Below are 16,724 nucleotides of genomic sequence, written 5' to 3'. Positions count from 1 at the left end.
TATTAGAAACGAACGCAACGCACTTTGTCCAGCGTAGAACTCCTGATCTTTAAGAAATCGCGGTAAGAAGCCGTCAGTTCCAGTCCGCCCCTGAGATTGGAAGCCACTTTCAGTTTGGAAATGTTGATATCGTAACTAACGCCGATGCTGAAGTGAGCGAATTCCAGTTTAACAGTAGGGATGGCTGCATCGCCCCAACGCAGAAAACTGCCGATGTACATGATATCCGGCTCATTGTTGTCGTACTCCCTGATGTTTACGCCATAAAGGGCGCCGCCCAGTATCTGCCTGCCACCGTTTTGGGCAAAATAATCTACAAAGGCAATCAGGTGTCCGCTCTCGCCGGAAGGAGCATTCACTCCCAGGTTAAAAGACCAGCGGGGTTTCAGGAAGTTCTCCACGTTACCGGTCACGGAAGTGATGGTGGGGTTGTTGAAATGCGAAAGTCCTACTGCTACATAAAACCTGGTTTTATTACTGAACGAGCTGCTGAAGGAGAGTCCGGTTGCCATATCCCAGTAAGAATATCCTGTTGCAGTAATGGGTTGTGAAGTAGGATTGGATGGATCAAAACTACCTCCCCGGTATTGGTCGCCCAGCTTCATCTGTGATGGATCGAACTGGCTGGAAACGGGGCCGCCCATGAATGCGGCGGACAAATAAGTATCGCTGTTTTCACTAAGTGCTTTGTGGAAATTCACTACTGGCAGAATCTGTGTTCTCCTGAGCCTGAGGTCACCGGCGCCGTCCATACTCATCTGCGTACCCACGGTAACGATATCGTCTTTGGTCCCCACCGGTATTTTGTACTCTGCACTGAAAGAAGTGGTCCTGTATGGAACGGTAACGCTGCCCCATTGATCGCGGTGTGCGAGTGATAAGCGTATATCACCCGTGAATATGCCTGCCAGCGCGGGGTTCCTGAGCAGTGGTTGCTCATAAAACTGGGAGAATGTGTAGTCCTGCGCCGCTACCCTATTACTGCAAAGCAGTAGCAAGCACCAGGCCACGAGCATCCGAAGGGTAGATTGCTTTATCATTTTAAAATAGTTATGTTGCCTTTAAAGAAGGATGGAACACCTTTGTCACAGATCACCTCGCATATATATACGAATACATCGGGTGTTGCCGGCTTACCCCTCACTTTGCCATCCCATGCATAAGCAGGGTCACCGGGCTGGAAATTCATTTTTTCAAATACCACTTCACCCCAACGGTTGAAGATGCGGAAGCTCTTGATCACTTTCACGCCCTTGCCCTGTATCATCAGCACATCGTTGATGCCATCGCCATCAGGAGAGAAGGCGTTGGGGATGAATACCAGGGTGCCCGGACAGAAGGTCTTGATGTTCAGGGTATCTATGCTGATACATCCGTAACGGTTAGTGGCCCTGCATATCAGCGATACATCATCACCCACTTTCAGTTGCGGTGTGGCGCAGTTGTAGCAGGAGAGGTTGGATGAACCATACCATGCCCACTTCACAATATCCGGACGCTCTGTTACTGTTTTGATCTGCAGTATATCTCCTGCCGACATTACCGTATCTTTTCCAATGTGAATGGCTGTTGGGAGACCCACTACCATTTTAACCTCGGCAGTATCGGCGAAACATCCATACTGGTCTTTACCAATCACATGATAGGTAGTGGTTTGCTGAGGGCTTGCAACAGGTGTTGCAGCGTTCTTATTACTCAATCCTGTTTCAGGGTACCAGGTATAAGAGTTGGCGCCGGCAGCAAATAATCGTTTCGACTGGCCATAACAGATGGTATCTCCCTGAGCTGCCAGCATCTTCAATGGTTGTACGAGGTGCAGGTTAGTCGTCTGGATCTCACTGCATCCATACTGGCTCACACCAACCACTTTGTATTGTGAGCTGGAGCCGGGCTGCACCTTCAGCACCTGGCAGTTGCTGCAAAGGATATTATTGTTCTGATCGCTCCAGATATAGCTGGCAGCGCCATCGGCTTTGAGGGTAGCCGTATCACCCTTACATACATTGGTATTGCTGGTGATCGTAACAGCAGGAATGGGGTGAACGGTGATGGCCTTGTAAGCAGAGTCGAAGCAACGGTTAATGGTAGCTACTGTAAGCTTAACGGTATAATTGCCGTCTTCTACATATTGTACGGTAACAACACTGTCGAGGGATTTTTTACCGTTGCCCAGGTTCCACAAGAAGTAAGCGATGGAATCTTTGGAATGTACATCGGGCGATACCCTCATGAACTGTGTTTTACAGATCTCAGTTAAGGCATTGATATTGGCCTGCGGGAAATTGAACACGGTTACTTTATAATTCGCCTGGCGGGTATTAACGCACCCACTGTTGCTTTGAACAGTAAGAGCGATGCTCTGCATGCCATCGGCAGTGTATACGATGCTGTTGTTCCTGGTTCGAACGGTATCGCCCCCAACACCCGGTGTGTACCATTTCCAGCTCTGGATACCAAAGCTCGTGCTGGTAGTATCGGTAAAGAAGAAAGTTGTTTTACCGCAATCATTGATGGCGCTCAACCTGAACCCGGTTTGTAGTTTGTCGATGGTAATGGTAACGGTATCGGATGAACTGTTACATACATCGTTGGCAATGGTCCATACAAATTTATAAACACCTTTTTGCAGACCCGATACATCGGTGCTGGGAGACAGTACATTCAGGAATGAAGGTGTAGACGGACCTGAAGCCATGCTCCATTTTCCAACACCCGATGTGGGAAGGTTGGCGGCCAGTGTTACACGGCTGCTGCCATCGCAAACCAGTTGATTGGGACCTGCATGTGCAATCGTTACCGGCTGCATAGTAGTGATGGTAACTACATTGGTTGCCATAGAAGCGCAAGTGCCATTCTGTACCCATGTTCTGTACCAGGTAGTAGTAAGGAGGTTGTTGTACTGTTGAACATCGCTTGTATTGTTGTTGAGCGCGTTCCAGCTATGGGTACTATCGGTAGAGAATTCCCAGCGAAGCACAGATCCTGTTCTGCCCGACAATTTGATGGAACCATTATTGGCATTATAACAAACCACTGCATCGCTGGCCAGCTTGCCGGCAACTGTAGCAGAATCAACCCGTACAACAAAAGTGTCTGAATAGGCACTGGAACATACACTGCTCTGTACCAGTACCCTGAACCAGGTAGTGGTAGTAAGGTTGGTATAAGTGTATTTATCCTCGCTGTTGATGAAACTGGTCCAGCTGGCGCCTTTATCTGTAGAATATTCCCAATGTTGTACCACGCCTGTATAACCGGTCAGGCGGAGACTGTCGATATTAGCTGTGGCGCAAACTGCACTGCTGGCTGAATTTAGTTTGCCACCCACAGAAGCCGGTCGCACATTGATGGTGGCAATATTGCTGTATGCTATGCTGCAAGGACCATTCTGCACCAATACCCTGAACTGGGTAGTGGTCAACAGGTTGTTGTAATTGTATGTAGCAGCCACATTGCTGGTGCTGTTCCAGGTGGTACCGCTGTCGGTTGAAATTTCCCAACGAACAATATTGCCGGTATAACCTGTCACTTGCAGCGTGCCGGCATTTCCTGTTACACAGGCGAAAGCATCCGGCGCCAGTTTGCCGCCATTAGACAATGCAAATACGGTAACGGCTACAGAATCTTTAGAATCGGCACAGGATCCGTTGGAAATATTCCAGGCGAATTTGTATGTGCCGGGCTGGAGGCCGCTGACCGTAGTAGCGGCATTATTTACATTGGAGAATACAACAATAGAGGGACCGCTAATCAAAGACCAGGTACCGGTTCCGGAAGAAGGGGCATTGGCTGCCAACTGCGTAACGGATACATTACAGAGGTTCTGCGCAGGACCTGCATGTGCGGTGGTTACAGGCTGCAATACGGTAATGGTAACCGGACTGGAAGCTTGCGTTATACAAACACCATTCTGCACCTGTGCCCTGAACAGGGTAGTAGCCGTAAGATTGTTATAGGTATAACCGGCGCCGGTAAAAGCGATATCGGTCCAGGTAGTACCATTATCAGTAGAAGACTGCCATTTGTTGATGTTACCTGTATAACCGGTGAGGTTAAGGTTGCCGGTATTGGCAGTAGCACACACAGTAGCCGGAGCAGCCAGTGAACCTGCATTGGTGGCTGCATACACGGTGATCTTCATGGTAGCAGTTGACTGCGCACAGGCTGCGTTGGTAATGGTCCATGCCAGTTGGTAAGTGCCTGTCTGTAATCCATTCACGGTGGTAGCCGGGTCATTAGGATTGGTGAAGCTGACAGCAGCAGGTCCGCTCACCATACTCCAGGTACCGGTTCCGGAAGTAGGTGTATTAGCGCTGAGCTTAGCTGAACTTACATTACAGAGTTGTTGATCAGGTCCTGCATTGGCAGTGGTTACCGGTTGAAGCACAGTAATAGTTACTGCAGAGGAAACCAACGCGGGACAAACAACATTCTGCACCTGCACCCTGAATTGCATGGTAGTGTTCAGGTTGTTGTATGAGTAATTGGCAGCGGCGGTATTGGCGATATCTGCCCAGGTAGTACCGTTGTCAATAGAAGATTGCCATTTATTGATGGCGCCTGTATAACCGGTGAGGTTGAGTGTGCCGTTATTGGCAGTAGCACATACAGTAGCAGGTGCAGCGAGTGTTCCGGCAACCGTAGCAGCATACACGGTTACTTTCATGGTTGACTGTGAGCTGGCACAAGTGTTATTGGAGATGGTCCACTGGAACTGGTAAGTACCAGCAACAAGACCATTCGCCGTAGTATTGTAAGCATTCGGGTTGGTGAAGCTGGCAGTAGAAGGACCACTTACCATTGTCCAGGTACCGGTACCCGAAGTTGGATTATTACCGGCGAGTGTGGTGGAAGCCACATTACAGAGTTGCTGATCGGGTCCTGCATTGGCAGTGGTAACCGGTTGCAGTACGGTAATAGTAACCGGGCTGGAAGCCAGCACCAGGCAAGCACCATTTTGTACTTGTGCCCTGAATTGTGTAGTAGTATTCAGATTATTGTAAGTATAGTTTGCAGCAGTGTTGGCGATATCTGCCCAGGTAGTGCCATTGTCAATAGAAGACTGCCATTTATTAATAGCGCCTGTGTTGCCGGTGAGGTTGAGCGTGCCGTTGTTGGAAGTAGAACACACAGTAGCGGGTGCAGCGAGTGAGCCTGCTACTGTAGCAGCATACACAGTGATCTTCATGGTAGCGGTCGATTGCGTACAGGCTGCATTGGTAATGGTCCATGCCAGTTGGTAAGTGCCTGTCTGCAATCCATTCACGGTGGTAGCCGGGTCATTAGGATTGGTGAAGCTGACAGCAGCAGGTCCGCTCACCATACTCCAGGTACCGGTTCCGGAAGTAGGTGTATTAGCGCTGAGCTTAGCTGAACTTACATTACAGAGTTGTTGATCAGGTCCTGCATTGGCAGTTGTTACCGGCTGAAGCACGGTAATGGTTACAGCAGTGGAAACCAACGCGGGACAAACCGCATTCTGCACTTCTGCTCTGAACTGCGTATTGGCAGTAAGGTTATTGTAAGTATAACTGGCAGTGGTGTTCACAATATCAGTCCAGGTAGAACCATTGTTGATAGAGTATTCCCATTTGTTGATGGTACCTGTATAACCGGTGAGGTTGAGCGTGCCGTTGTTGGCAGTAGCACACACAGTAGCAGGCGCAGCGAGTGAGCCGGCAACCGTAGCAGCATACACGGTTACTTTCATGGTCGACTGCGAGCTGGCACAGGTATTATTAGAGATAGTCCACTGGAACTGGTAAGTACCGGTAGCAAGGCCGCTAACAGTAGTATTGTAAGCATTTGGATTGGCGAAGCTTGCGGTAGAAGGTCCGCTTACTTGTGTCCAGGTACCGGTACCGGAAGTTGGGTTATTACCGGCAAGTGTAGCGGAAGCCACATTACAAAGTTGTTGATCAGGTCCTGCGTTAGCAGTGGTTACCGGCTGTATCACCGTAATAGTCACTACATTGGAAACTAGTGCGGGACATACAGTGTTTTGCACCTCGGCCCTGAACTGGGTACTAGTAGTAAGATTATTGTAAGTATAGCTGGCTGCAGTATTAGTGATATTGGTCCAGGTAGTACCGTTATCGATAGAAGATTGCCATTTGTTAATGTTGCCCGTATTACCTGTGAGATTGAGTGTGCCGGTATTGGCAGTAGCACATACAGTAGCCGGTGCAACCAATGAGCCGGCAACCGTAGCAGGATATACGGTTATTTTTATAGTTGATTGCGAGTTGGCGCAAGTACTGTTGGAGATGGTCCATTGGAATGTATAAGTGCCCACAGTAAGACCATTAACAACCGTATGTGGATCGGTGTTATTAACAAAAGAACCAGTAGTAGGTCCGCTTACCTGCGACCAGGTACCAGTTCCGGAAGCAGGTACATTACCAGCCAAACTGGTGGAAGTAGTATTACAGAGTTGTTGATCAGGTCCTGCATTGGCAGTGGTTACCGGCTGGAGTACGGTAATGGTTACATTGTTGGAAGGCAATGCGGGGCAAACCGCATTCTGTACCTGAGCCCTGAACAAGGTAGTGGCAGTGAGGTTTGTATAATTATAAGAGGCGGTAGTATTAGTGATATCTATCCAGGTAGCACCATTGTCAACAGAAGATTGCCATTTGTTGATGGTACCTGTATAACCGGTAAGGTTGAGTGTACCGGTGTTGGATGTAGCACACACCGTAGCGGGTGCAGCCAGAGAACCAGCTACAGTAGCAGCATACACCGTTACATTCATAGTTGACTGTGAACTGGTACAGGTGTTATTGGAGATGGTCCATTGGAACTGGTAAGTGCCGGCAACAAGACCATTCACGGTCGTATTGTAAGCATTTGGATTGACAAAGCTGGCGGTAGAAGGCCCACTTACCTGTGTCCAGATACCAGTACCGGAAGTTGGGTTGTTACCGGCGAGTGTTGTGGAAGCCACATTACAGAGTTGTTGATTAGGTCCTGCATTAGCAGTGGTCACCGGTTGTATCACGGTAATCGCTACCACATTGGAAACAAGTGAAGGACAAACCGAGTTTTGTACCTCGGCTCTGAATTGTGTATTAGTAGTAAGGTTGCTGTAGTTATAGCTGGCAGTGGTGTTGGAGATATCAGTCCAGGTAGCACCGTTATTGGTAGAAGATTGCCATTTGTTAATGGTACCTGTATAACCGGTGAGATTGAGTATGCCGTTATTGGAAGTGGCACATACGGTAGCCGGTGCAGCGAGTGAGCCTGCTACAGTAGGCGGATGAACATTGATCGTTACAACATCTGTTGAAGGTGTACACAAAGCATTAGAGATGGTCCACATCAATTTATAAGTACCCTGTACCAATCCGTATACATCAGTTGTAGGATTATGTATATCGTTGAAAGTAACGGTAGAAGGTCCGCTTACGAATGACCAGGTACCTGTTCCGGAAGTGGGCGTATTACCTGCCAGTGTAGCTGAACTAACATTACAGAGCTCTTGTGTAGCCCCTGCATGAGCAGTAGTAACAGCCTGCAATGCAGTGATGGTAACAATATTGGAGTACAGTGACGGACAAGGGCTGTTCTGCACCAATACCCTGTACTCCGTAGTAGCAGGTATGTTGTTATAAGTATAGCCGGCAGTAGTGTTGGCGATATCAGCCCAGGTGGTGCCATTATCGGTAGAAGATTGCCATTTGAGAATGCTACCGGTATAACCACTCAGACTGAGGTTACCATTGTTAAGGTTAGCGCAAACAGTAGCTGGGGTTACCAGGTTTCCGGGAACAGTGAGCGGATGTACCGTAATATTCACAAATGTTTTTGAATCGGCACAGATGCCATTGGAAATAGTCCAGGCAAATTGGTAAGTACCCACAGCCAATCCGTTTATAACAGTATTCGGGTCAAGCGGGTTTACAATAGTAGTAGGAGATCCACTTGTCTGTGTCCATTTACCGGTACCTTGGGTTGGTATGTTACCTGCCAACGTTGTAGTAGAAGTGCTGCAAAGGCTCTGATCGGGTCCTGCATTGGAAGGCGTTACCGGTTGCACAACAGTGATGGTAGCCGAAACACCTGAATACAATGGCTGTCCGCCCGATGCTTGTACTAATGCCCGGTAGTAAGTAGTTACAATAAGGTTGTCGAATGTATAAGTAGGTGTATTGGCACCAACTGTACTGGCGATCGGTTGCCATGTTGATCCGCTTGTTGAATCTTCCCATCGAAGAATGGTTCCATTATATTGAGACAAAGTAAGTGTACCGTGATTGACGCCTCTGCAAACTACCTGGTCCGGACCAATCACACCAGGATTCGTAGGTGGTGCAACAGTAATGGTCACATCGGCATAAGAATTCGCACATATGCCGTTAGATACAGTCCAGCGGAATGTATACACACCATTTGAAGGGGGCGTTCCGGCAACATATGTGAGTCCTGTAATGGAGGTCTTAGGATCGGCAGTATTCACGAAGCTAACGGTTGTGGGGCCTGTCAGTTGAGACCATTGACCTGTTCCTGATGTAGGCGGAACTGCATTCAGTTGTGCAGTAGCAAAAATGAAAGTGATGCTTTGGTCAGGCCCCGCATTGGCGGTTGATACCGGCTGGATCACATTCACCGTAACCAGGTTGGAATACAATGCTGGGCAAATACCATTTTGTACCAACGCCCTGTATTTGGTGGTAGCAGTGAGGTTACTGTAGTTAAAAGTATTAGCTGTGTTGGCAATGTTGGTCCAGGTATTGCCATTATCAGTAGAAGATTCCCAACGCAGGATATTGGTACTGTAACCACTGAGTGCAACCGTACCGCCATTGGCAGTAGCACATACAGTGGCATCGGAAGCCAGTGTGCCAGGAACGCTTGGTGCAAATACAGTAATGTTCATCACGCTTTGTGAAACAGCGCAAGGTCCGTTGGCAATGGTCCAACGCAACTGGTAAGTTCCCGTTGTTAAACCATATACCGTAGTAGTTGGATTGTTCGGATTGGTAAAAGTAACAGCCGAAGGTCCGCTCACGAAAGACCATGTGCCCGTACCGGAAGCAGGTGTATTACCTGCCAGTGTAGCAGAAGTAACATTACAAAGCTGTTGATCGGGGCCTGCATTAGCAGTAGTCACAGCCTGCATTACGGTAATGGCTACATTGTTGGAATACTGTGCTGCACAAACGCCGCTCTTCACAGAAGCCCTGAACAAAGTACTTTGAGTAAGGTTATTGTAAGGGTATGTGTTGCTGGTATTAGCAATGTCCAACCAGGTATTACCATTATCGGTAGAAGATTGCCATTTTAAAATTGAAGAAGTATAACCCGATAAGGTAAGTGTACCTGCATTGCCGGTAGCACAAACAGAAGCAGGCGATGCCAGTGTACCAGGAACAGTTGCCGGATCAACCTCAACCTGTACGGTACTCTGACTGGAAGTACATACGCCATTCGAAATGGTCCACTGGAATTGGTAGGTACCAGTTGTTAATCCACTGACCATTGTATTGGGGTCATTGGCATTGGTGAAGGTAACCGAAGTAGGGCCGGAAACTTTTGTCCAGGTACCGGTACCGGATGTGGGAATGTTTCCAGCCAGTGTAGTGGCCGTTACATTACAGAGTGTTTGGTTGGTGCCGGCGTTGGCGGTGGTAACGGCTGGCACAACTGTAATGGCTACATTATTGGAATACTGTGCTGCACAGGAACCACTTTTAACAGAGGCCCTGAACAAGGTAGTAGAGGTTAAGTTACTGTATGAATAGGTACTGTTCGTATTGATGATGGCCCCCCAGGTGTTGCCGTTGTCAGTAGAAGATTCCCAATGAAGAACAGCGGATGTATAACCGGAGAGGGTCAGTGTACCCGCATTGGCTGTAGCGCAAACAGTAGCAGGTGAAGCGAGTGTGCCCGGTATGGTGGCTGGATCAACTTGTACCTGCACAGTACTTTGACTGGAAGCACATACACCATTGGAGATGGTCCACTGGAATGTATAAGTACCTGCAATGAGTCCGCTTACAGTTGTATTGGGATCATTGGGATTGGTGAAAGTAACTGCAGACGGACCGGTAACTTTTGTCCAGGTACCGCTACCCGATGTAGGTGCGTTGGCAGCGAGCGTAGCAGAGGTAACATTACAAAGTGTTTGATTGGGCCCAGCATTGGAAGCGGTAACGGGCTGGAATACGGTAACGGCTACCTGGTTGGAATAGAGTGCAGGACAAACAGTGTTTTGTACAAGGGCTCTGAACAGGCTAGTAGCAGCCAGATTGGTATACGTATAAGTAGCGGCTGTATTGGCAATATTGCTCCATGTACTGCCATTATCAGCAGAAGATTCCCAACGAACGATATTAGTGCTGTAACCGCTAAGTGTAAGTGTGCCGTTGTTGGCGGTAGCGCAAACCGTAGCATTGGCAGCCAATGTTCCCGGAACACTGGGAGTGTTTATTGTAATGTTGACTGTGGCTTCTGAATTGGCGCAATATCCGTTGGAGACTGTCCATTTGAATTGATAAGTGCCGAAGCTGAGTCCATTGACAGTTGTATTGGGATCGTGCAGGTTGGTAAAGGTTGCAGTAGAAGGGCCGCTTACCTGGGTCCAGGTACCGGTGCCCGATGTGGGCAGCGTAGCGGCCATTGTAGCGGAAGTAACATTACAGAGTTGCTGATCAGTTCCTGCATTGGCAGTTGATACGGCCGCTAAAGCGGTAATGGCTACATTGTTGGAATACTGTGAAGCACATACACCATTCTTCACCAACACCCTGTAAAGGGTTGTTGCCGGAATATTGTTGTAAGTATAAGTATTGGCCGTATTGATAATGTTGGTCCATGTATTACCATTGTCGGTAGAAGATTCCCAGTGAAGTATATTGGTACTGTAACCACTGAGCGTAAGTGTACCTGCATTGGCTGTAACGCAAACAGTAGCGGGTGAGGCGAGTGTACCTGGTGCTGTGAGTGCATCTACTTCTACTTGTACCGTACTTTGAGAAGAAGCGCAAACACCATTGGAGATGGTCCATACAAACTGATAGATGCCGGTAGCAAGTCCGGTTACAGTAGTATTCGGATCATTGGGGTTGGTAAAGCTAACGGCAGTTGGGCCGGAAGCTTTTGTCCAGGTACCGCTGCCCGATGCAGGCGCGTTGGCTGCCAGTGTTGCAGATGTAACATTACACAATGTTTGAGCGGGCCCTGCATTGGAAGTGGTAACCGGCTGGAACACGGTAATAATGGCCGCGTTTGAATAGGCAGCAGGACAGACTGTATTTTGTACCAATGCCCTGTACTGAGTGGTAGCAATAAGGTTATTATAAGTATTGGTATTGCCTGTGTTGGCGATGTTGGTCCATGTATTGCCGTTATCGGTAGAGAATTCCCAACGAACAATATTAGTGCTGTAACCGCTGAGCGTTAATGTGCCATTATTGGCAGTAGCGCACACAGTAGCATTGGCGGCTAATGTACCTGGCACACTAGGTGTGTTCACGGTAATATTAACGGTAGATTGCGAGCTGGCGCAGTATCCGTTGGAGATAGTCCACTTGAACTGATAGGTTCCGAAACTAAGGTTGTTCACCGTAGTGTTGGGATTGTGGGTGTCAGTGAAGCTGGCGGCAGTAGGTCCGGAAACCTGTGTCCAGGTACCGGTACCCGATGTAGGCGCATTAGCGGCCATGGTAGCAGATGTAACATTACAGAGTTGCTGATCATTTCCGGCAACAGAAGGCGTCACTGTTTGCAGCACCGTGATGGCTACATTGTTTGAGTTTTGCGCTGCGCAGGCGCCGCTTTTTACAGAAGCCCTGAACAGGGTAGTGGCGGTAAGGTTAGTATAAGTATATGTATTGGTGGTATTGGCAATATCAATCCAGGTAGTACCATTGTCAGCAGAAGACTGCCACTTCAATATAGTAGAAGTATAACCGGAGAGTGTAAGTGTGCCGGTATTGGAAGTAGCACAAACAGTAGCAGGTGATGCGAGAGATCCGGGAACGGTTTGCGGATCGATGCTGATTTGTACGGTGCTTTGTGAAGAGGCACAAACGCCATTGGAAACAGTCCATTGAAATTGATAGATACCACTGGTTAATCCGTTTACAGTAGTAAAGGGATTATGGCTGTCGGTGAAGCTGGCTGTACTTGGTCCGGATACCTGTGTCCAGGTGCCGGTACCTGAACTCACGGCTGTAGCTGCCATGGTGGTAGAGGTAACATTGCAAAGCGACTGGTTAGGACCGGCATTGGCAGGTGTTACTGCCTGTGCAACTGTGATGGCTACATTGTTAGAATACTGGGCTGCACAACTGCCGCTTTGCACCTGTGCCCTGAAGAGGGTGGTTGCCGTCAGGTTATTGTAAGTATAGTTGGCAGTAGTGTTGGCGATGTTAGTCCAGGTAGTTCCATTGTTAGTAGAAGACTGCCAGTTCAGAATGGCTGAAGTATAACCGGAAAGTGTAAGCGTGCCGGTGTTGGAAGTAGCACAAACAGTAGCAGGTGATGCCAGTGTGCCTGGAACAGTTTGCGGATCGATGGTAACCTGAACAGTGCTTTGTGAAGAAGCACAAGGGCCATTGGTGATGTTCCACTGGAATTGGTAAGTACCGGTTGTTAAATTATTGACAGTGGTAAACGGGTTGTTGATATTGGTGAAGCTGGCAGTAGTAGGGCCGGATACTTGTGTCCATGTGCCGGTACCCGATGTAGGTGCATTGGCGGCCATAGTAGTGGATGTAACATTGCACAATGCCTGATTAGGACCAGCACTGGCAGCAGTTACAGGCTGCATAACGGTAATGGTAACGGCATTGGAACTGATGGTGTTACAAACGCCGCTTTGCACTTGCGCCTTGAAGAGAGTAGTAGCTGTCAGGTTATTGTAAGTATAGTTCGCAGTAGTGTTGGCAATGTTGGTCCAGGTAGTACCATTGTCAGTAGAAGATTGCCAGTTGAGAATGGTTCCAGTATAACCGGAGAGTGTAAGGGTGCCGGTATTCGCAGTGGCGCAAACGGTGTTGCTGGCAGCCAGTGTACCGGCAACTGTTTGCGGATTTACGGTAATAGTAACATTATTGGAATTAACGATTCCGCAATTACCACTTTGTGTAACAGCTCTGTAAAGTGTTGTGGCAGTTATATTGGCATAGCTGTAACTGCTGGTAGTATTGACAATACTGGCCCAGGTAGCACCATTGTCAGTAGAAGATTCCCAGCGAGTCACAGTGCCGGTGTAGCCTGTTAAGTTGAGGGTGCCGCTATTGCTGGCGGCGCAAACAGTAGCATTGGCTGCGAGGTTACCGCTGCTGGAAGCAGGTGTAACGGTGATGGCAACAGAGGGTGAACTTGCAGTGCTGCAAGCGCCGCTTTGTACCACAGCCCTGAAGAAAGTACTGGTGGTAAGATTGTTGTAAGTGTAAGTGTTCGTAGTATTGGCAATATTGGTCCAGGTGGTACCGCCATCGGTAGAAGACTGCCAGTTGAGGATGCTTCCTGTATAACCGGAGAGTGTAAGTGTGCCGGTATTAGAACCAGCGCAAACAGTGGCAGGCGATGCGAGCGTACCAGCTACGGTTGTTGCACTATTCGTTACGGTAACCGTATCGGTTGAAGCAGCACAAGAGCCATTGACAATAGACCAAACGAACTTATAAGTACCGGCTGTAAGTCCGTTTACAGCAGTGGATGGCGCATTGGGATTGCTGAAGCTGCTGCCTGAAGGGCCTGATGCAAGGGTCCAGGTGCCTGTACCGATAATGGGTGTGTTACCTGTCAGCATCGTGGAAGTAGCACTGCAGAGTGACTGCGCACTGCCGGCAACGGCTTTGGTAGGCAATGCATATACCAACACATCGGTTGAATCTGTTCTGCTGCAACCAGTCGGAGGAATTGCTGTGATGCGATAACGCACCGTTGCATTGGCGGTAGTGGAACTGTTGGTTAATACATCGTTGATGGTATTGGTAGCAGATGGTACAGCATTGGACGAATTACCGGTGGCAGCACCTGAAATAACGGATGAACTCCAGGTGTACAGAGAACCAGCAATGGAACTATTGAATTGAATGTTCGTAGTGGTTCCGGTACAAAGCGATGCCGTATTATTAGTGATATTAACGGCAGGTCGGGGTTGCAATGTTACCGTAAAATTAAAAGGTGAACCCGGACAACTCACATTCGAAGGTGTAAATGCATAAGGTGTAATGGTATAATTAACTACACCATTGCTGGTATTCGAAAGGTTGATTAGTGAATCGGTGATATTGCCGGTGCCTGATGGAGAGTTACCGCTAATGCTACCTGAAGTAACGGCAGAAGCCCAGGAAAAAGTGCTGCCTGCTACGGCAGAAACAGGTGTATAGTTGACGGTTTGATTGGAGCAGACGGTCTTTGCAGAATCTTTGCCCGTGTTGTTAGGATAAATGCGCAGCTTCATACTGTCCGTGGCAGTTGCAGAGCCGCAGGAACCGGTAGCATTGATAGAAGTGCTTGCAGTTACATAAAGTGTGATCACGCCTTTGGCTTTATCAGCAGCACTTGGCGTGTAAGTGGTATTAATTGAATTATTAGGAGAGAAACTTCCGCTACCCGTAGTACCCCAATTAAGTGTAGTTACAACAGCAGATGTTTTTACCGATATGGGTATAGAGTTGGTGGTATAACAAACAGTGGTGTCGCGGGACCCGGCTATGGTATCGGCTACATTTATTTCTTTGTAGACCTTATGACTGGCGGTGCAGGTAATGCCATTGCTGGTGTAAATTACCTGTACGGTATACCAATTACCTCTTAGCAGTTGTACACTCGGGTAAGGACCGGTGGATGAATTCTTAAATACACTGCTAGTTACATCTGTGCCATTTCCATCTGTGATCTTCCAGTTATAAGTACCGGTTACAGGATTATCATATTTAACGCGATAAGGATTTGCAGCAGTACTGTCGTAGGTCCTCACCCCGTTATTACATTCCAAATAATCAGGACTCATAAAAACACTGGCTGCGCCAATGTTTTTGGTTACCGAAGCAGAGCATCCGTTATTGGTAACGGTATAGGTAATGGTGCTGGTGCCACCTGCAACAATGGTAACAAGCCCTGTATTGTCAATAGTAGCAACGGATGTATTACTGCTGGTCCACGTACCTCCTGATGTGGAACTACTCAACTGGATGGTACTTCCCGCACATCCCCCATTAGGGCCGCTGATGGCTGCTACCACAGGTGTTTGATTAACGGTAACTGCAGTACTTGCAGTAGCAGTACAACTTTTAGTGTCGGTAACAGTTAAAGAATAAGTACCGGACGCCGCTGTTGTGGAGTTGGGAATAGACGGGTTGCTGATTGTAGATGCAAAACTATTTGGGCCCGTCCAGCTATAAGTATATCCAGGTGTTCCACCGGAAGCTGTGGATGATAATACAACGCTGTTTCCTGAACAAACCGGACTGCTGCCGGTTACGGAAACTGCGGGAGACGGGTATACATTAAGCGTAATGGAATTGGACGCGGTAACACAGGTACTGCTTGACAAGCTGGATACATCGGGCCCTACCAGTACGCGATACATTCCGGCATCAGTTGCTGCAACATTGGTAAGTGTGAAGTTATTGGCGCTTGTGCCAGGCGTTCCCACATTTGCCCATGTGGTGCCGCCGTTAGTACTTTTCTGCCACTGGTAAGCGGGGCTGGAGAAAGGGCTGTTTGTAAGAGCACTGTTAACGGTAATACTGCTACCGGGACAAACAGATGCCGAAGTAGCAGAATTAATAGAAGTAGTTACAGTTGGGGTACAAGCAGAAAAAAGAATATCGTCAACAGCAAGGTCGTTGCCGCAATAATTCAACTGCCCACCCCATGCATCTCGCATTTCCAGAACCAATGAAGTGGTTCCGGCAGGAAGCGTAAACTGAAATCCATATTGTTGCCAGTTGGGAGGACCTGCTGGGGTAGCTGTAAGCGGTAAATCAGGTGTGGTATAAGTCTGTAAAACAGTACCGGAAGTGTTTTTGATGTTAAATGTTACTTTGGCAGGAATGGTTCCGGATGAACCAAAGGGACCACAGATGGGAACCGTTTTGGAATTTGTATTTACATTGACAAGCCATGCTGAAAAACTATACACGGAACCAGGGCAAAGATTATTTACCTGCTGTGAAAAAATCAGATCAACAGGACCTGCAGAAGGTCTGCCGGCGTTTATCAAAAGCATGTTGCCATTGGTGTTGCCGGTATGATCTCCCCCGGTAGTCCAATCAGCGTGACCGCCATTTTCAATTCGTGGTGTTACAATATAATACCCATCATTTAAAGAGCCATTGTTATCGGTGCCGAAATTATAATTTGTGATGAAGCCAGGAGGGACTTGACTTTTAGAAGATGATTTCGATGCAAAGCTAAAATCTTGTTTGTAAACGGGAGCAAGCGCCGTACTGTTACAAACTCCTTGGGCAAGGGAAACATTATTATACAGGCACGACAGTAGAAGAAAGGGCAGCAGATATATATGCCTGTGGTTTCTCATAATGGATGTTTGGGGGGCATAAACCATTGACTAAAAATGGGTCATCCGCTGGATTTTAAAATTCATCAATCGCACAGGTCAAACAAGGGTCATTTCAACGTTCAATGTTCGATTAATATTGTGTGACCGGATGTAGTCCTTTCTTCTTTTCTTTGTAGTCTTTTTATGATAGGTAACGGTATTGCGCTTGAGCCTCTTAGGGCTTTTTGCAGATATTATT

At 47.9% G+C, this 16,724-nt stretch carries 2 protein-coding genes; both read right to left on the bottom strand.

Annotation, left to right across the window (positions count from 1 at the left end; all coding sequences use genetic code 11):
• Positions 1 to 2: 2 nt before the first annotated feature.
• Positions 3 to 1,040 (bottom strand): PorP/SprF family type IX secretion system membrane protein, encoded by a 1,038-nt coding sequence (locus tag SEDOR53_RS0102120; RefSeq protein ID WP_026768224.1) that lies wholly within the window; start codon positions 1,038 to 1,040, stop codon positions 3 to 5.
• The gene (locus SEDOR53_RS16895; protein WP_037360402.1) at positions 1,037 to 16,504 is read right to left on the bottom strand and encodes a gliding motility-associated C-terminal domain-containing protein; all 15,468 of its coding nucleotides are present in this window, start codon (positions 16,502 to 16,504) and stop codon (positions 1,037 to 1,039) included. Before SEDOR53_RS16895 ends, SEDOR53_RS0102120 begins: the two co-directional genes overlap by 4 nt.
• Between the last annotated feature and the right edge of the window lie 220 nt (positions 16,505 to 16,724).

The organism is Asinibacterium sp. OR53, from assembly GCF_000515315.1.
Classification (GTDB): domain Bacteria; phylum Bacteroidota; class Bacteroidia; order Chitinophagales; family Chitinophagaceae; genus Sediminibacterium.
The sequence above is the reverse complement of the archived record's forward strand: the minus strand, read 5'-3'. Positions and strand labels throughout refer to the sequence as shown.